The organism is Limosilactobacillus pontis, assembly GCF_002940945.1.
Taxonomy (GTDB): domain Bacteria; phylum Bacillota; class Bacilli; order Lactobacillales; family Lactobacillaceae; genus Limosilactobacillus; species Limosilactobacillus pontis_A.
On record NZ_PNFV01000002.1, the window covers coordinates 67,824 to 85,992 of the forward strand.

At 49.0% G+C, this 18,169-nt stretch carries 14 protein-coding genes; 11 read left to right on the forward strand and 3 right to left on the reverse strand.

Features of this window, described 5'->3' with window-relative positions; genetic code table 11:
- Nucleotides 1-162 precede the first annotated feature (162 nt).
- From mnmE to lepB, 6 genes are all read left to right on the forward strand, one after another.
- A complete protein-coding gene (mnmE, locus tag CK797_RS02055; protein WP_104688151.1) occupies nt 163-1,551 on the forward strand; it encodes a tRNA uridine-5-carboxymethylaminomethyl(34) synthesis GTPase MnmE in 1,389 nt (462 codons plus the stop codon).
- A gap of 10 nt (nt 1,552-1,561) precedes the next feature.
- Nucleotides 1,562-3,505, forward strand: coding sequence for a tRNA uridine-5-carboxymethylaminomethyl(34) synthesis enzyme MnmG (mnmG, locus tag CK797_RS02060; protein WP_104688152.1), 1,944 nt, complete (start codon nt 1,562-1,564; stop codon nt 3,503-3,505).
- A gap of 284 nt (nt 3,506-3,789) precedes the next feature.
- Nucleotides 3,790-5,025 (forward strand): carboxylate--amine ligase, encoded by a 1,236-nt coding sequence (locus CK797_RS02065; protein ID WP_104688314.1) that lies wholly within the window; start codon nt 3,790-3,792, stop codon nt 5,023-5,025.
- 18 nt (nt 5,026-5,043) lie between these two features.
- On the forward strand, nt 5,044-6,951 hold the full coding sequence (gene asnB / locus CK797_RS02070) for an asparagine synthase (glutamine-hydrolyzing) (RefSeq protein ID WP_104688153.1): 1,908 nt from the start codon (nt 5,044-5,046) through the stop codon (nt 6,949-6,951).
- 2 nt (nt 6,952-6,953) lie between these two features.
- Nucleotides 6,954-8,495, forward strand: coding sequence for a UDP-N-acetylmuramyl-tripeptide synthetase (murE, locus tag CK797_RS02075; protein WP_104688154.1), 1,542 nt, complete (start codon nt 6,954-6,956; stop codon nt 8,493-8,495).
- 28 nt (nt 8,496-8,523) lie between these two features.
- Nucleotides 8,524-9,129 (forward strand): signal peptidase I, encoded by a 606-nt coding sequence (lepB, locus tag CK797_RS02080; protein ID WP_104688155.1) that lies wholly within the window; start codon nt 8,524-8,526, stop codon nt 9,127-9,129.
- 301 nt (nt 9,130-9,430) lie between these two features.
- Here the strand turns inward: lepB and CK797_RS02085 are convergent, their stop codons facing one another.
- Both CK797_RS02085 and CK797_RS02090 read right to left on the reverse strand, forming a co-directional pair.
- The gene (locus tag CK797_RS02085; RefSeq protein ID WP_104688156.1) at nt 9,431-10,828 is read right to left on the reverse strand and encodes an SLC13 family permease; all 1,398 of its coding nucleotides are present in this window, start codon (nt 10,826-10,828) and stop codon (nt 9,431-9,433) included.
- A gap of 5 nt (nt 10,829-10,833) precedes the next feature.
- Nucleotides 10,834-11,820 (reverse strand): hydroxyacid dehydrogenase, encoded by a 987-nt coding sequence (locus CK797_RS02090; RefSeq protein ID WP_104688157.1) that lies wholly within the window; start codon nt 11,818-11,820, stop codon nt 10,834-10,836.
- A 213-nt stretch (nt 11,821-12,033) separates the two neighbouring features.
- Here CK797_RS02090 and CK797_RS02095 point away from each other — a divergent pair, with 213 nt between their 5' ends.
- Complete coding sequence (locus CK797_RS02095) at nt 12,034-13,257, forward strand: mandelate racemase/muconate lactonizing enzyme family protein (protein ID WP_104688158.1); 1,224 nt, start codon at nt 12,034-12,036, stop codon at nt 13,255-13,257.
- 16 nt (nt 13,258-13,273) lie between these two features.
- Entirely contained in the window at nt 13,274-14,422 is a 1,149-nt protein-coding gene (locus tag CK797_RS02100; protein ID WP_104688159.1) for a lactonase family protein, read from the forward strand.
- 60 nt (nt 14,423-14,482) lie between these two features.
- Here the strand turns inward: CK797_RS02100 and CK797_RS02105 are convergent, their stop codons facing one another.
- On the reverse strand, nt 14,483-15,388 hold the full coding sequence (locus CK797_RS02105) for a LysR family transcriptional regulator (RefSeq protein ID WP_104688160.1): 906 nt from the start codon (nt 15,386-15,388) through the stop codon (nt 14,483-14,485).
- Nucleotides 15,389-15,585: 197 nt separating this feature from the next.
- Between CK797_RS02105 and CK797_RS02110 the strand changes: the two genes are divergently transcribed.
- From CK797_RS02110 to CK797_RS02120, 3 genes are all read left to right on the forward strand, one after another.
- A complete protein-coding gene (locus CK797_RS02110) occupies nt 15,586-16,914 on the forward strand; it encodes an enolase C-terminal domain-like protein (RefSeq protein WP_104688161.1) in 1,329 nt (442 codons plus the stop codon).
- Nucleotides 16,915-17,017: 103 nt separating this feature from the next.
- Nucleotides 17,018-17,497 (forward strand): AEC family transporter, encoded by a 480-nt coding sequence (locus tag CK797_RS02115; protein ID WP_104688162.1) that lies wholly within the window; start codon nt 17,018-17,020, stop codon nt 17,495-17,497.
- Between the two features lie 22 nt (nt 17,498-17,519).
- Entirely contained in the window at nt 17,520-18,047 is a 528-nt protein-coding gene (locus tag CK797_RS02120; protein ID WP_146085274.1) for a hypothetical protein, read from the forward strand.
- Nucleotides 18,048-18,169 lie beyond the last annotated feature (122 nt).

The window sequence follows — 18,169 nt, forward strand, 5'->3', positions numbered from 1 at the left end:
CCTGGCAGTCTTTGGTTGACATTTACCATCGATGATTTTAGAATATTGACGGTTATTCAAATTAAACTCGTTAAAGTAGTGAAAGTGCTTTGACCATGATGACGGCAGGAATGCCCTCAGACGTGGACTGGGCGCTTTTTTTATTAGAAAGGAGCGAATATCATGGCAAACAGTGAGGCAGATACGATTGCGGCCATTTCAACCCCAGTGGGCGAGGGTGGTATCTCGATTATCCGGATCAGTGGGGATGATGCGGTCAAGGTGGCCCAGCAAATTTACAAAGGCAAGGACCTGAGCAAGGTGGCTAGCCATACGATCAACTATGGTCATATCATCGACCCTGAAACCAAAGAGGAAGTCGATGAAGTGATGGTCTCGGTTATGCGGGCGCCGCACACCTATACCAAGGAAGATGTAATTGAGATCAATTGCCACGGGGGCCTGCTTGCCACCAACCGGATCCTCCAGCTGGTATTGAGCTACGGGGCCCGGATGGCCGAACCGGGTGAGTTTACCAAGCGGGCCTTCCTGAATGGCCGGATTGACCTCTCCCAATCCGAGGCGGTGATGGATCTGATTCGCGCTAAAACGGACAAGTCGATGAAGGTGGCCTTGAATCAATTGGACGGGGACCTTTCTCGCCTGATTCGCCACCTGCGTAAGGATATCCTGGATGTGCTGGCCCAGGTTGAGGTCAACATCGACTATCCTGAATACGATGATGTCGAGGAGATGACCACCAAGATGCTTAAGGAGAAGGCTACCGATATCCAGCAACGGATTCAGGCCCTCCTTAAGACGGCCAAGCAGGGAAAAGTCCTGCGTGAGGGGTTAGCAACGGCAATCATTGGTCGGCCCAACGTCGGCAAGTCCAGCCTGTTGAACGCGTTGCTTCATGAGGATAAGGCGATTGTCACCAACGTTGCTGGGACAACCCGAGATGTGATTGAGGAGTACGTCAACGTCAATGGAGTACCACTGAAGCTGATCGACACCGCCGGAATCCGCGATACCGCCGACACGGTTGAGAAAATTGGGGTTGAGCGGAGCCGCAAAGCCTTGGATGCAGCTGACTTGGTTCTGTTGCTGATTGATAATTCAGAACCGTTGACGCTCGAGGATGAAAAGCTGCTGAAGGCGACTAAGGACAAACAGCGGATTGTCATCTTGAACAAGACCGACCTGCCGAGTCAGTTAGACTTGGATCATTTGAAGAAGCTGGTCGGTGACGATGCCTTGATTGAAACCTCAATCGTCAAGCATGAGGGGATGGACCAGCTGGGTACCCAGATCAGTCACATGTTCTTTGACCAGGGGATCGAGAGCAGCCAGAATAATGTCATGGTTACCAACGCCCGTCATATTGGTCTCCTTCACCAGGCTAACGATGCCTTAAGCGATGTCTTAAAGGGGATTGCGGATGGGATGCCGGTCGACTTGGTACAGATTGACATGACCCGTTGTTGGGACCTGCTCGGTGAGATCACCGGGGACAGTTACCAAGACGAACTGCTCGATCAATTGTTTAGTCAATTCTGCCTAGGAAAGTAGGGAATGTTTTATGAAGTCTGCAGAATCATTGAAAACCTCGGACGCCGTTCAGTATGAGGGCGGCGACTATGATGTCATTGTTGTTGGTGCTGGTCATGCCGGGAGTGAGGCAGCCCTGGCCGCTGCCCGGATGGGTAACAAGACCCTGCTGGTGACGATTAGTCTGGAAATGGTGGCATTTATGCCATGCAACCCGTCTGTCGGGGGCCCAGCCAAGGGGATCGTGGTCCGTGAGATCGACGCCCTCGGTGGTGAAATGGGGCATAACATCGATAAGACCTATGTTCAGATGCGAATGCTTAACACCGGAAAGGGCCCAGCTGTTCGCGCACTGCGGGCCCAGGCTGACAAGCATGCCTACCACCGTCAAATGAAGCTGACAATTGAGCGCGAGCCAAATCTGACGTTACGTCAAGCAACGGTTGACCAACTAATCGTCGAGGATGGCGTTTGCAAGGGGGTTATCACCAATACTGGGGCCCGTTACCACGCCAAGACAGTCGTTCTGACCGTTGGTACCGCCGCTCGGGGCAAGATTATCATTGGTGAACTCCAGTACCAGTCTGGTCCGAACAACTCTAAGTCGGCGGTCAAGCTATCAGAGAACTTGGAGGCTCTGGGCTTCGACCTGGAACGGTTCAAGACAGGGACGCCGCCGCGGGTTAACGGGAATACGATTAACTTTGATGAGACCGACATCCAGCCTGGCGACGAGGAGCCGCACCATTTCAGCTTTGACACCCCAGACAGTCAATACATTTCTGTTTCCGATCAGTTAGCTTGTTGGTTGACCTACACTAACCCGACTACCCACGGAATTATCCGGGATAACCTGGATCGCGCCCCAATGTTCTCCGGAATGATTAAGGGGGTTGGTCCCCGCTATTGCCCATCGATTGAGGATAAGATTGTCCGGTTTGCCGATAAGTCTCGCCACCAGGTCTTCCTGGAACCTGAGGGACGTGATACCGACGAGTACTACCTCGACGGGGTTTCAACTTCGATGCCAGAGGAGATCCAAAACAAGATTGTTCACTCGATCAAGGGGTTGGAAAACGCCCAACTGATGCGGCCAGGCTACGCCATTGAGTACGACGTGGTGGCGCCTTACCAGCTTCACCCGACTCTGGAGACCAAGATCGTTAAAAACCTCTATACCGCGGGGCAGACCAACGGTTCCTCCGGTTATGAAGAGGCGGCCGGTCAGGGACTGATTGCCGGGATCAACGCGGGACTCCGGGCTCAGGGGAAGAAGCCGTTTGTCCTCAAGCGGTCTGATGCTTATATTGGTGTGATGATCGATGACCTGGTTACCAAGGGGACCAAGGAACCCTACCGCCTGCTGACTAGCCGTGCTGAATATCGGTTGATCCTCCGCCATGATAACGCCGACTTCCGTTTGATGGAGAAGGGACACGCCGTTGGCTTGGTCAGCGATGAGCGCCTGGCTAAGATGGAGGCGAAGAAGGCTAAGGTAGCCGCCGAGATTAAGCGTCTAAAGTCGATCAAGCTTAAGCCAAGTGATGATAAGATCAATACCTTCATCGAGCAGCATGGTGATAATCGATTAAAGGATGCGGTAGCTGCCGCCGATCTGCTGAAGCGACCGTACTTTGACTACCAGACCCTGCTGAACTTTATTCCGGCTCCACAGGGAACTCTGGATCGGCACGTGATCGAACAAGTAGAGATTCAGCTCAAGTACGCGGGCTATATCAAGAAAGAAGAGGTCAAGGTTGAGCGGATGAAGCGGATGGAGGCCAAGCGGATTCCAGATGATATTGACTATGAGGACATCGACGGTCTGGCAACGGAGGGCCGGCAGAAGCTTGAGAAGATTCGTCCTGAAACCCTGGCCCAGGCTTCTCGGATCTCCGGGGTTAACCCAGCCGATATTGCCATCTTGAGCGTCTATGTTCGTCAGGGGAAGTTTTCTAAGAAGAGCGAACAGTAAATCACGAATAATACAGAAGTGAGGAGCAATTACTCGATGAGCAACTACTCCTCGCTTTTATAAAATTGTGATGGCAAATAAGTGTCCGCTAAAATTAATCATTTTTTGCTGTTTACATATTAAAGATGGTTCATAAAGGGTCGTGGCGAAGAGTTATTTGTTGCCACAGCCTTTTACTTTCTGGACTTTTGAAATTAGGCATTCATATTTACAAACATTATTAGAATAGTTATACTAAAGTTTGATTTAAATTTAGTAAATGAGGCAATTGAGAGATGAAAAAGATGTCAAGCAAAGAAAAGCGGACTGACTTCCAACCAATTCTGTTGGGAACCGACTTTAACTGCTACGGAATGGCGCGTTCCTTTTACTCACAATACGGAATCAAGAGCATTGCCTATGGGGTGATGCACATGGCACCGACGCGTTACACCAAGCTGGTCGATGTCCACGTTATCGAAGGTTTCAATGAGGACCCGGTATTCATTGAAACGATGCGTAAAATTGCTGCTAACCTCGACCCTAACAAAAAGTATCTCTTACTGTCGTGTGGGGATGGTTACACCGAGCTGATTGCCAAGCACCTGGACGAATTGAAGAAGAATTTCATTTGTCCCTATGTCGACGCAGATCTTTTTAATCGGTTGGGCACCAAGGAAACTTTCTATGAAGCTGCTGAAAAGTACGGCCTTCCCTATCCGAAGACGAAGATTATCACGAAAGAGGAGGTCGAATCCGGGAAGGCGATTGACCTGCCATTTGATTTTCCAATCGCCCTAAAGCCATCTGATAGTGTGGAATGGCTGGACGTGCATTTTGAGGGTCGTAAGAAGGCCTATGTTTTGGACAAGCGGGAACAGTTCGACGAGCTAATGCCCAAAATCTATCAGGCGGGTTACACTGGCAAGATGATCGCTCAGGACTTTATTCCTGGTGATGACTCCAACATGCGGACGGTCAACGCCTACGTTGATTCTGACCACCGCGTTCGAATGATCAGTCTGGCCCACCCGCTTTTGGAAGATCCATCACCAGTTGCCGTTGGTAACTACATGGTGATCCTCCCTGAGAAGGACATGGCTATTTACAAGACCATCCAGAAGTTCTTAGAGGAGGTCAAGTATGTCGGCTTTGCAGACTTCGATATGAAGTATGATCGTCGCGATAAGCAGTTTAAGATCTTCGAGATCAACCTGCGGCAGGGCCGGAGCAGCTTTTACTGCACCCTGAATGGTTACAACCTGGCCAAGTATGTGGTTGACGACGTGATCGACCACCAACCTTTCACTGGTACCGACTACGCTGAGGGAGACATGCTCTGGATGAATGGCCCGAAGAAGGTCTTCTACAAGTATGCCAAGGAAAACAAGTACAAGGATAAGGCTAAACAGCTACTTGCTGCTGGCAAGTGGGGAACTACAGCCTTTGACAAGCATGATACGCTCAAGCAACGGTTGTTGATGCACTACTCGTTCTGGATCATTAACAAGAATTACCAGAAGTACTTCGTTCAACGCTAATATAGATAGGAGAAAAATATGTGTGGAATTGTTGCGTTTGTGGATAATGAAAAGCCACAAATCAAGGATAAGCTGATCAAAAAAATGAAGAACCGGATCATCCACCGAGGTCCCGACTCAGAGGGCCAATACGTGGATGAGAACGTGGCACTGGGGTTCCGCCGGTTGAGCTTTATCGACGTGAAGAGCGGTAACCAGCCGATCTTCAACGAAAATAAGTCGATGGCTATTGAGTTCAACGGTGAGATCTACAACTTCCAGGAACTACGCGAGGAACTGATTAAGCGTGGCCACACCTTCTCAACTCATGCGGACACTGAGGTTATCCTGCATGGTTACGAAGAATGGGGCGATGATGTCTTGAAGCGGCTGCGGGGGATGTTTGCCTTCATCATTTGGGATTTCAAGAGCCAGGAGATGTTTGGGGCCCGGGATCACTTCGGTATCAAGCCGCTATACTACGGTAAGATGAACGGGACCTTCTTCGTTGGCTCCGAAATTAAAGCCTTCCTGGATCACCCGAACTTCGACAAGCAGTTAAACAAAGAGGCCCTGAAGCCTTACATGACCTTCCAGTACTCAGGCACCCAGGAAACCTTCTTCAAGGGCATCTACAAGCTGCCAGAGGGCCACTGTTTCCACTATAAGGATGGTCAGTTTAGCATGAAGGAATACTGGGACGCCGATTTTGACCCCCAGGATGAGACCTTCGACCAGGCCGTTGATAACATTGAAAATATCGTTACCAACTCAGTCAAGGCCCATTCCTTCGCTGATAAGGGGATCAAGGTTGGTTCCTTCCTGTCTGCCGGGGTTGATTCCAGCTACGTAACAGCAATGATGCGGCCGGACAACACCTTCTCCATCGGCTTTGACAGTACTTATGACGAGACCAAGCAGGCTCGGGAGCTGGCGGCCAAGTTGAAGTTAAAGAACACTGACGCCAAGCTGACCGATGAGGAGGCCTTCCACACCTTCCCACTGATCCAGTACTACTTGGACGAACCAGATTCCAACCCGTCCGTCATTCCCTTGTACTTTTTGACCCGGTTGGCCAAGGAGAATGGCTACAAAGCGATGCTGTCTGGGGAAGGGGCTGACGAGCTGTTTGCCGGTTACATTGATTACGGATTTAACTCCAACTCCATGCTGATTCGCTGGTTTACCGATAAGTTGCGAGAACTTCCGCAAGCCAAGCGATACAAGATTGCTAAGTGGCTAGATGGTAAACACTTCCATGGTCAGCTGCATATGTTCCGTGCTCTGGCCCCTGTGCGGGAATCCAAGTTCATTGGTCAGGCCTACATCTTTTCACCAGATGAGGCAGCCGACATCCTACAGGACAAGTACAACTGTGGGCCAACCATTGACGACATCATCGATCCGATCCTGAAGAATGTTGAGGACAAGGATATTGATGAGGTGGCTAAGAAGCAGTATCTCGATATCCACAAGTTCATGCCGGGCGACATCTGTCTGAAGGCCGATAAGATGAGTATGGCCAACTCCCTGGAGCTTCGGGTCCCACTGCTGGATAAAGAAGTTATGCGGGTTGCGGGCCACACGCCGACCAAGTACCTCTTCAACCGCCACGGTACCAAGTGGGCCTTTCGGATGGCTGCTAACCGGCACTTGCCAGAGGAATGGGCAACCCGGCCAAAGATGGGCTTCCCAGTTCCGGTGCGGGCATGGTTGCGTGAGAAAAAGTACTATGCGGAGGTCCGTGAGCTCTTTGAACAGGACTTCGTCAAGGAATTCTTCGACCAGGATAAGATTCTTCAGCTGCTGGATGACAATTACAACGACAAGGTTGATGGTCGGCGGAAGATCTGGACGATCTACACCTTCTTGGTATGGTACAAGCAGTACTTTATTGATGACTTTATTCCTGAAGAAGTAAAGAAGTTAGACGAGGTGGCAGAATAGGGATGCTTTCACTAAAGGAAATGACGGACCTTCTGAAGGCAGAGGGTCTGTACAAGGAAACAATTGTTAACGGTCACTGGTCTTATACCCTGCCGTCCGTTGCAGCCAAAGTGGTACCGCAGTCTCTTGCCTACGATTCCCGTAAAGTGGCGGATGGTACCCTCTTCTTCTGCAAGGGAAACAACTTCAATCCGAAGTATCTGGAGAATGCCATTGCAGCTGGGGCCAGTGCTTTTATGTCTGAACTGGTTTACCACGATGAGCTCAGCACTGCGGCTCAGGCGGTTCCTCAGATCATTGTGACTGACATCCAAAAGGCGATGGCCACGGTAGCTCGGTATTTCTATGGTTGTCCGGAGAAGGAACTGCAATTGGTTGGTTTTACTGGAACGAAGGGGAAGACGACTTCGGTTTACTTCACTCGTCATATTCTTCGTCACGTCTACGGACCAATTGTCGGCCAGTTCTCCTCAATCGATGAGTGCCTTGATGGAGAGCATTTTATTGAATCCCACCTGACAACTCCCGAATCCCTGGACCTTTTCCGGATGATGCGCGAGGCGGTCGATAACGGGATGAAATACCTGGTAATGGAGGTTTCCAGCCAGGCTTACAAGAAGTCGCGGGTCTATGGCCTTCATTTCAATATTGGGGTCTTTCTTAACATCTCACCAGACCACATCAGCCCGGTTGAGCACCCAACCTTCGATGATTACCTGTACTGCAAGAGTCAGATCATCGTCAACAGCGACACCGTTATTTTGAACCGGGATATGGACTACTATGACCTGTTGTCACAAAAGGCTCGTGAGCTGGGGAAGAAACTGATCACCTTTGGTAGCGACCAGGGCGATGCCGACTATCGTTACCACGGTGGACAGCACGGCCATTTCAGTGTTTCCACCCATAACGCAGACCTGCCTCAGGTGGATGGCGACTTTCGGATTATGATTCCGGGTCACTTTAACTACAGCAACGCTTTAGCGGCCATCGCGGTCAGTGCCCAGCTAAAGGATGATAGCGATGACTTTGCGGCTGGTTTGAAGGAAACCAAGGTTCCTGGCCGGATGGAGTTCTTGAAGAATAAGCAGGGACTGGTGGCTTGTGTTGATTATGCTCATAACTATCTGAGTCTCAAGGAGAGCTTCAGCTTTATGAAACACGAGTACCCAGATGGCCGCTTGATCGTGGTGATCGGGGCCGCAGGTGGTAAGGCTGAGTCCCGTCGTAAGGACATTGGACGGGCCCTCTCCGAATTTGCGGATGTGGCGATTCTGACAAGTGAGGATAACTTCTTTGAAGATCCCCACCATATTGATGAGGCGATCAAGGAGCACATCACCAACCCGAACGTTCAAGTGATCATCAATGTTGACCGGGTAGCTGCAATCAAGGAGGCCTTTGCCATGGCTAAGCCGGGTGACGCTATGTTTATGGCTGCTAAGGGCAGGGAACAGTTCATGCACGAGCGTGGGCACGATGTTCCTTACGTTGGTGATTATCAGCTGTCCAAACAACTCATGGAAGAGTATGATAAGAAGTAAATAAGTTTGGTATTGTGAGGCAAAGTTAATGAAAACATTTCGGCAAGTGATGAGCTGGGTGATCCCGATTGTGATCGGGCTGTTGATTGCCCTGCTGATTAAACAGTTTCTGTTTCAAGTTGTCCGGGTCGACGGGCCGTCGATGCAGCCAAACCTGCAGAACAACGAGCGGGTCTTCTGCTTGAAGCGGTCACAGATCCACCATGGGAGCGTTGTGATCTTTGATGCCAACGGTGTTGATCCCCAGGTGGCTGTTAAGACCGACTATGTCAAGCGGGTTATTGGTCTGCCGGGGGACACGGTCCGGTCCAAGAATGGTAACATTTATGTCAACGGTAAGAAGATTAACCAGGACTATATCAGCATGAAGCAGCGGGATGAAGGGACTGGTAACTGGACCCTGAAGAGTATTTCCGTACAGAACAGCTGGCTGAAGCACAACGGGGCCACCAAGGTGCCGCAGGGCGAATACTTCGTCTTGGGGGACCACCGGAGTGTTTCCAATGATGGTCGCTACTGGGGCTTTGTACCGAAGGATAAGATTGACGGAGTTGTCAAGGTGCCATCGTGGGCTGGAACGAAGACCACCCGTCAAAATATCAATAAGGAGTGGCAACACTTCTACGATAAGTAAAGAAAAAATCTGGGAGAACATTGTTCTTCCAGATTTTTTAGTTTAGGTACGATTGTTTATCGTGAAACACGCTGACCGGTGCCGCCTTTCATTATGGCGATGACGTCTTCCTTGGTTGAGATGTTGAGGTCACCGAGGATGAGGACATTTGCCGCGATGGTTTCCCAGTTTCTGCTTGGTTATTCAATAATAAGTACAACAAAAGAGCCAACCGAAAGTCGGTTGGCTCTTTGGCTAATTATGTTTAATTACTTAACCTCAAAATAGTGCATGATTCTGTGGGAGAGAAACATCTAGGAGATTAAGCAATTCCCATTAATTTCCAAACGGGAACACAGAGCAGTAGGCCGATAATGTTGATAAACATGTAGCCGAGCGAAGATTTAGCCAACGCGGCTCGCGTCGCCATTTTATCGTTAACAGCAGCCATCCCGGTTAGGAATGGGGCATCCATGTATGACAGCATCCAGATATTGACACTAGTCGTGACAACTAGGGCAATGATGGCCGGACTGAAACTCATCGTGGAGAAGAATGGTAACAGAGCGATGATGATCAACGTCCCAGTGGAAATCAGTGAAACAACGACAAACTTGCACAGGTAGATGATAATTGGCAGTGCAATAACTGTAATGTAGATATTGCCAAGAATAGGACTGATAACTGGCTTAAGGATGATCCGCAACCAGGTGGTCAGCTTAACAACCTGCATTACATTTCCCAGAGCCATAACGGTCCCGATGAAGATGATCGTGTTCCAACTCAGCCGTTTACTAATATCTTGTGGTGTCAGGACTCCGGTAACGACAAGGATACTTACGCCGCACAGGGCGGTGACAGCAGCTGGAATCTGCAGGGTAGTTTCGAGAATCCAGAAGATGATAGCGATTAGAATAACGGCCGCCGTGATCTTCTCGTTCCTGGACATTGGGCCCAATTTGCGCAGTTGCTCAGAGATGAATTCCTTGGAAGCTGGCTTGTCGTTCTTGGGTGCGAAGAGGAACTTCAGCAAGAAGAAGCCAAATACCAAGGTGATTACTGTCCAAGGCAGCATCATTAAGAACCAATTGCCCCAGCTCATCGTTGCCTGGGCCTTTTGGGGCAGCAGTCCCTTGAAGGCATAGTTTTGAGCGGTAGCACTAAGGAAGCTGGCTTCCATTACCAAGAAGCCCCAGATGGCAGCTAGGAAGATCCCGGAGCTTTCCTTTGTCTTATTCTTATAACCTAGTGATTCGCTGATCCCTAGGGCCAATGGGGTACTCATTGCAGTCTTAGGGTGAGCACTCGGGATCATTGGTGAAATGATTGTTCCGGCGGTAAACAGTGCCAGCGTCTGCCCACTAAAGTTAGCAGGGAAGAGTTTCATAATGTTTAGGGCAATCCGGTTGATCAGACCGGACTTAGTGGCAGCAGCCCCTAAGCCCAGGCCGCCAATGATAATCCACATAGTAGTTGAGGAGAAAATATTGAAGGCAGTCGGGAAGTCAACGGCCCGCAGGATGACCCACGAGGAGAGCATTAACAGCCCAGTGACAAAACTCGGGATGACGTTGAAGATCCAGAAGATGTTGGCGGTCACTAACGAAGCCAGTACAACCATCCCAGCGTGGGAAAGACCAGCCGGTGCTGGAATGAAGAATGCAATGATGATCCCGAGAACAATCCCAATAATTCCACTGATTAGTTTAGTGTGTTTCATGGTGATTAGTCCTCCTTGGAAATCCCAACTTCAGGATTAACTGGGAACTGCGGCATCTTGCCGTTAGCGTAGTCGATGATAGCTTGTGCTGCCCCCAGGCCAAGCCGTTTGTTGGCTTCTTTGGTAGTTCCGGCGACGTGGCTCGTTACAATTGTGTTCTTACTGGTGAATAGCGGGTTATCCGGACTTGGTGGCTCAGGATTGAAGGAGTCGATGGCTGCTCCGGCAATGATGCCGCTGTTCAGTGCAACGGCTAAATCAGCTTCGTTGACGATACCGCCTCGAGCTGAGTTAATGAGGAAAGCAGTCTTCTTCATCATCTTGAGTTCCTTGGCCGTGATCGTATCCTTGGTTTCCGGCGTCAATGGCATATTAATGGAAATAAAGTCGGCAACTGGGTAGATATCCGTTAGATTGTCGTACAGCTTGATGTCGGCGTTTTTAGCATATGGGTCGTAGCCGATAACATTCATGTTAAAAGCTTGTGCTAGCTTGGCCAACTGCTGGCCGATCTTACCATAGCCCAGGATGGCGAGGGTTTTACCAGCGAGTTCATTCCCATTTAATTGATACTTGGTTGAGAAGCCTGGTAATGACATGCCGCTCAGCTCATCCTTTTTTTCGTGCAAGAGTTGGTCGGTCTGCATCAACTTGCGGCTGAGTATCAGCATAGTTGTAATAACATATTCGGCAACTGAGAAGGCGTTGGCTCCATTAACCTTGGCAACCAGGATATTCTTCTTGGTTGCGGCGTCAACGTCGACGTTGTTGATTCCCGTACCATTCCGGGAGATAATCTTCAGCTGTTGACCAGCGTTGATTACCTCGGCTGGCAGTTCGGATGACCGCATGATAACTGCGTATGCATCCTTGATGTCATCCTTCATTGATGCAACATCAGTACCAGAAGCGATTGTGACGGAAAAACCATTATCCTTTAATAGTTGAATTCCCGCATCGTCAATTTTTTCGCTTAACAATACTTTCTTCATGGATGTATACCTCCTAAATAAATTGGTATCAAAATGATTGCTATGCTTTTATCGTAGGTTAATTGTGCATTATTTCACAGTGACTAGAAAGTATCTCAGGTGAATATTTAGTTCCTGTTAATGTGTGAATAAAATCACTAAGATAAGGATGTAAGGACAAGAAAACGTTTTCGCCTGATTAACCAATATAGCAAAAGTTGGAGGTTAACTCTTATGAAGATTACTAGTGTTGATGTAATGAAGATTCCATCTCCTGACGTCAGCTTCAGCGGGAATGGTGGCGGATCGACCGAAGAATGGTCACCGATTATTGTCCGTATAAATACGGATGAGGGTATTTCCGGATTTGGTGAAGCTGGTTTGGCCTACGGTAAGGGCTGGCGTGCTGGCTTCGGCATGGTTCAGGACTTTGCCCACACCATTATTGGCGATGACCCGATGAATATTGAAAAGATCTGGGATAAGTTGCAACGAACAACCTACTGGGGAATTGCGGGTGGCGTTGTGCCAAATGCCGCAATCAGTGCCATCGACATTGCCCTTTGGGACATCAAGGGTAAGTATTACCGGTCACCGGTTTACCAACTACTAGGGGGGAAGACCAACCAACACCTGCGTGCCTATGCTAGTCAGCTGCAGTACAACTGGGGGACCGCACCGGATCCGGCCCACCCGAAGCTTTCGACACCGGCCGAGTATGCTGACGTGGCGCGGCGCGTAAAGGCAGCTGGTTTTACCGCATTGAAGTTTGACCCCATCATGTGGGGCGATGATCCGCAAAAGCCGTGGCATACCAAGGGTCCGTTGAACCATCATGAGATCAAGGTTGCCTACGATCGGGTCAAGGCTATTCGGGACGCTGTTGGTCCAGACTTTGACATCATCATCGACATGCATGCCAACACGGATACCACCTCGGCGATTGAATATGCTCACGCCTTTGAACCGCTGAACATCCTTTATTACGAGGAACCAGTTGATCCAATGAATCCAGACTTCTATAAGATTGTCCGTGATAAGATGCCAGCCAAGATGGCAATTGCTGGTGGGGAACGGACCTTTACCCGTTGGGGATTCCGGCAGATGTTGGAGGATCGGTCGATCGACATTGTCCAGCCTGACTTGACGTTGGCTGGTGGAATCACCGAAACCAAGAAGATCTGTGACATGGCTTACACCTATGACATTAATGCTCAGGTCCACGTCTGCGGTTCACCAATTGCCATTGCGGCGGCCCTGCAGGTTGAAGCGGTTATTCCGAACTTCTATATCCACGAGGTTTACCAGCGTGCAATGTATATCAAGGACCGGAATGCGGCCGTTTATGACGATTTGATTCCCCAAAATGGTTACGTTGATGTTCCTGACCGTCCCGGGATTGGTCAAGAGTTGAAGCCGGAGATTATCAAGCAGAGTCTGATTGAAACAATAGATTAGAAAGGAAGGTATCAACATGGAAGACAAATTTTTACTTGGTGGCTATACCGCTGACAGTTACACGAATGGTAAGCACAACAGCTCAGAAGGAATTTACACCGCTACCCTGGACACAGATAAGGGTGCGATAACCGCCATTGAGCCCGTTGTTAAGTTAGAGAACCCGGCATTTTTCAATTATTCAATCAAGGATCACAAAATTGCCGTGGTAATGACCAAGGATGACAAGACCGGTGGGGTTGGTATCATTGATGTTGATCCGCAGACGGGGAAGGGTAAGCTGATTTCTGAATCAATGCTCGACCAGTCCGTCAAGGGCAGCTACGAGGCTTATAACTACTTCGACCACCTCTACTATTGGAACAATCTGAAGTATACCGTGCCTTCTTACGTTTACCTTGATGACAAACGAAAGATGGTCTTCGCCGCTAACTACAACACCAACGCCATCCACACGTGGAAGCTTGATAATAACTACCAGTTTGTCGAATCACACCGTTACCCAATCGAAGGCCGGGGGCCAAAGGCGGTTCAAGATGCTGCCCACATCCACTTTACCCGCTTGTTGCCAGACGGCCGGCTGATCGTTTGCGCCCTAGGGGCAGATCGGTTGTTTGTCTACGACGTCAACGATGATGCCAGCTTGACGAAGGTATTTGAATATGAAGTTGAACCAGGCTTTGGTCCACGGCAACTGGCATTCAATGAGAATACGAATAACTACATTTACGTCTTGAACGAGGTTGGTAGCCGGACTGCGGTTGTTAAGTATGATCCGGCCACTGGTCACCTGAGTCGGATTGCGAGTTATTCCAACATTCCAGAAGGCTATGCTGGGCACAATCAATCAGCTGGAATTCGGGTTTCCGCTGACGGCAAGTTTGTCTACTCGTCTAATCGTGGACACAACTCCCTGGCTGTCTACCGGGTAATTGACGGTGGTAAACATCTGGAAAAGATTCAGACGATCAAGACCAACGGGGTTTCCCCACGTGATTTTGACCTTAGTAAGAATGGTGACTTCTTGCTCTGTGCTAACCAAATGTCACATGAACTGATCCTCTTCAAGCGTGACCCGGAGACTGGTTATTTGACGGTTGCACAAGAAGGAATTAAGCATGATGCCTGTGTTCGGGTGCTGGAAGCAACTGACTTTTTGGCATAATTAATACAAAAACGACTCGCCGTAAATGTAGCGAGTCGTTTTATGCTTGCGGGGCAGAGCTTACTGGCGGTTATTAAATTTATCGACCAGTTTTTTCAATACTGGGTTGGTATTTTGCCGGTTATACCAGAAAGCAGATGAGTAGAAGTCGTTGCAGTCATCGCGGATCGGTAAGAAATTAATCAGCGGGTTCTGCAACTCCTCTTCATCGACGAGGACACTTGGAAAAAGCCCAAAGCCCTTGTTGACAGCGACCATCAGGTTACGCTGTTCCAAGGTGGTGATCAGTTCCACCTGTTCCTCGCGCAGTAAGCCGGCAAACTTCTTAAGGAAGATCTTTTTGAGGTGAATCGAACTGAATGGTGTGTAATAGAGCAGTTTTAGATTCTGTAATTGAGTGAAGCTGATCGAATCCTGCTTGCTTAGCGGGTTAAGCTTACTGATTCCAATATAGAAGGTCCCAATATACAGGTCCACCCGCTGGAGGTTGGGAAAGGTTTTGTCTATTTCATGGGTGCCATAGTAGGGAGAAATACAAAAGTCGAGGGCCATGCTATCAACAAGGGAAAGCAGCCGCTGGCCGGTTTCCTGCTGGATCTCGATGTTAATATCAGGATTCTTGCTTAAGAAGTCCGTTAGGGCAGTCTGCCAAATGGTGGATTGACTTGGAGATGAGATCCCAGACTTCAGGCGCTTCTCTTGGATTGCGTTCCGGGTTTTAATCTTGGTAACCGCGGTTTTGTATGAATTTACGATGTCCTGGGCCGTTACAATGAAGTCGCTCCCGTAGGAAGTCAGTTTTGTTCGATTCTTCTCCCGTTCGAATAGTTTGACGCCAAGTTCAGCTTCAATCTGGTTCATTTGCTTGGAGACCGCTCGTGGTGACAGGAACTGTTTCTGTGCTGCGGCCCGGAAACTGCCAAATTTGGCAACCATTAGGAATGTTTCTAGCTTATCAATATCCATGAGTAACCCCTTATTTAATTCTTCACGAATAACTATTTAACATTACTAATTTTAACCGGGTTTAGTCACAAGAACAACTAGTTCGCCTCCTATATTAACAGTACCTGTTCAATGCTGAACATTTCAATATAATGAAAATTAGAGAGCTTGATAAATTTATCCAAGTTGAAAAAATCAATTGGTTAGGAGATTATAATATGTCAATTCCAAAGATTGCCAAAATGGAAGTTTACCCGGTTGCCGGTTATGATAGTATGCTGCTCAACCTCAGTGGGGCGCACGGACCATTCTTTACCCGGAACATTGTTATCTTAACAACCGATGAAGGTCAAGTCGGAGTAGGTGAAGTCCCTGGTGGTGAAAAGATTACGGACACTCTGGAGAAAGCCAAGGATATCGTGGTTGGCTCCTCCATCGGTGAATACAAGGCTGTGCTACAGAAGATTCAAAAGGAATTTGCCTACCTTGACAAGGGTGGTCGTGGTAAGCAAACATTTGACCTGCGGATCATGGTTCATGCCCTGACAGCAGTTGAAACGGCTTTCCTGGACCTGCTAGGGAAGCACCTGCACGTTCCTGTTGCGGCTCTCTTGGGTGACGGTCAACAACGCGAAAAGGTCGGGGTCCTTGGCTACCTCTTCTGGGTAGGGGATGCCTCTAAGACTGATCTCCCGTACATTCAAGATGATGATGATTCTAGTGAGTGGGGTCGCCTGCGTCGGAAGCCAGCGATGGACATTGACTCTCTGGTAAAACTTGCTCAAGCCGCTTACGACAAGTACGGCTTCAAGACTTTCAAGCTCAAGGGAGGTGTCTTCGATGGTGAAAAGGAAGTTGCCGCAATGAAGGCTCTTCACGAGGCCTTTCCGAATGCCAAACTGGATCTTGATCCTAATGGTGGTTGGAGCCTTAAGCAGGCCCTTCACTATGCTGATGAATTGAAGGACGTGCTTCATTACATCGAAGACCCAGCTGGTGCAGAGAATGGCTTCTCCGGTCGTGAGATCCTGGCACGTTTCCAGAAGTTAACCCACATGCCGGTAGCCACCAACATGGTTGATACCGACTGGCGGCAGATGTCTGCTGCCCTGGCCCTGAATGCTATCTCCATTCCATTGGCAGATCCACACTTCTGGACCATGGAGGGTGCCGTTCGGGTTGCACAACTGTGCGATGAATTTGACCTGAACTGGGGTGTTCACTCCAACAACCACTTCGATATTTCCCTGGCAATGGTTGCTAATGCCGCTGCCGCTGCTCCTGGCCGGCTTTACGATGTTGATACCCACTGGATCTGGCAGGATGGTCAGAACCTGACGAAGAACCCATACAAGATTGAAAATGGACAACTGACGGTTCCACGGACCAACGAAGGCCTTGGCGTTGAAATTGACATGGATGCCGTCAAGAAGGCCCACCAACTCTATGTCGATAACCACCTGGGTGCTCGTGATGATGCTGCGGCAATGCAGTACTTGATTCCAGGTTGGAAGTTCGATCCAAAGCGTCCAGCATTAGTACGCTAATTTAGCATAGTAGGATAATCACCCACCGGTGAACGATACTTGATAGTTGACCACAGCTGTTTAGTATCGCTGCCGGTGGGCTTTTTTATAGTGGGGGATCAGAATGGATATTTGGTACGAATTATTGCGGATCATTGCAAACGCGAAGGTTATTGGAATCATCGCATCGGTTGTCTTGATAACGGGATTAGGCTATGTTTTGACATCCCGGCATGTTTTCTCAGCCCGGTTTGCCGACGAGCTTTCCCAGCTGGTCCTGGTTATTGCGGTGCCCGCCCTGGCTTTTAACTCGTTTATGCAGCCGCTCGCCGCTGGAACGTTGAAACAGGGAGTGGTCCTGGTTGTCTGGGGAATTGTTCTTTATGCTGTCTTATTGGTGATCAGTCCCTTTGCTTACTGGTGGGTGTCCTCGGCCAATCAGCGAGAAATTCTGGGGATTATTACCACCTTTGGCTCAACTACAGTCTTTGGCATCCCAATTGTTGGAGCGCTCGCTGGCGCCCACGGTGTTGTCTATGCGTCCTTATTTAACATTGCCTATCGGGATTCTACTTTATACTTATGTTTACATTCGAATGTCTAAGCAACCGGTGACACTGCGACAAATGGTTAAAATTATTGCCAACCCGATTGTAGTGGCGACCCTTCTTGGCCTATTGTGCTGGCTTTGTCAACCGTTGGCGCCCCACGTGCTTATCGGACATCATGAGGTTGCGTTTTACCGAATTGATCAGACAGCTCCGTGGCTTTATTATCCACTCCAATATCTTGCTAATCTTGCCGCACCACTCTCATGGCTCTTGGTGGGATGCACTCTGGGCAGTTATCTTTCCTTGGGGAAGATCCTTACCGATCGGCTGGCTTGGTACTACGGTCTTATAAAGTCGTTGCTAGTTCCAGCCATTTGCTTGGGGAGTGTCCTGGCCAGTCAGGCAATGGGGGTTAGACCGGTTTCGGTGACTGGAATAATGGCTATCACTCTGTTAATGGCCTCCCCAACCTCAACAATTCCGGTAGTTTATTCGGTAAACTACCATCAATACCCACTTATGACGGCTAAGTGTTCTATAGTTTCAAACATCACCTCAATTATTTTTCTACCGATTTGGTTGATTATTCTAGACTTAATTTAGAGGGGGATTCAATAAATTGTTATGTGATTTACAAATGCTGTTTTGCTTTAAAGAGTCCTTAGTGAAACAACAAAGGCGATTATAACAATTGTTTGGCGTTGGATGGGTTTAATCTGTTCAGC

Bases quoted from the DNA above. Each gene is read 5' to 3' on its own strand.
- mnmE (WP_104688151.1), top strand. From the start codon at position 163: ATGGCAAACAGTGAGGCAGATACGATTGCGGCCATTTCAACCCCAGTG.
- mnmG (WP_104688152.1), top strand. From the start codon at position 1,562: ATGAAGTCTGCAGAATCATTGAAAACCTCGGACGCCGTTCAGTATGAG.
- CK797_RS02065 (WP_104688314.1), top strand. From the start codon at position 3,790: ATGTCAAGCAAAGAAAAGCGGACTGACTTCCAACCAATTCTGTTGGGA.
- asnB (WP_104688153.1), top strand. From the start codon at position 5,044: ATGTGTGGAATTGTTGCGTTTGTGGATAATGAAAAGCCACAAATCAAG.
- murE (WP_104688154.1), top strand. From the start codon at position 6,954: ATGCTTTCACTAAAGGAAATGACGGACCTTCTGAAGGCAGAGGGTCTG.
- lepB (WP_104688155.1), top strand. From the start codon at position 8,524: ATGAAAACATTTCGGCAAGTGATGAGCTGGGTGATCCCGATTGTGATC.
- CK797_RS02085 (WP_104688156.1), bottom strand. From the start codon at position 10,828: ATGAAACACACTAAACTAATCAGTGGAATTATTGGGATTGTTCTCGGG.
- CK797_RS02090 (WP_104688157.1), bottom strand. From the start codon at position 11,820: ATGAAGAAAGTATTGTTAAGCGAAAAAATTGACGATGCGGGAATTCAA.
- CK797_RS02095 (WP_104688158.1), top strand. From the start codon at position 12,034: ATGAAGATTACTAGTGTTGATGTAATGAAGATTCCATCTCCTGACGTC.
- CK797_RS02100 (WP_104688159.1), top strand. From the start codon at position 13,274: ATGGAAGACAAATTTTTACTTGGTGGCTATACCGCTGACAGTTACACG.
- CK797_RS02105 (WP_104688160.1), bottom strand. From the start codon at position 15,388: ATGGATATTGATAAGCTAGAAACATTCCTAATGGTTGCCAAATTTGGC.
- CK797_RS02110 (WP_104688161.1), top strand. From the start codon at position 15,586: ATGTCAATTCCAAAGATTGCCAAAATGGAAGTTTACCCGGTTGCCGGT.
- CK797_RS02115 (WP_104688162.1), top strand. From the start codon at position 17,018: ATGGATATTTGGTACGAATTATTGCGGATCATTGCAAACGCGAAGGTT.
- CK797_RS02120 (WP_146085274.1), top strand. From the start codon at position 17,520: ATGGTTAAAATTATTGCCAACCCGATTGTAGTGGCGACCCTTCTTGGC.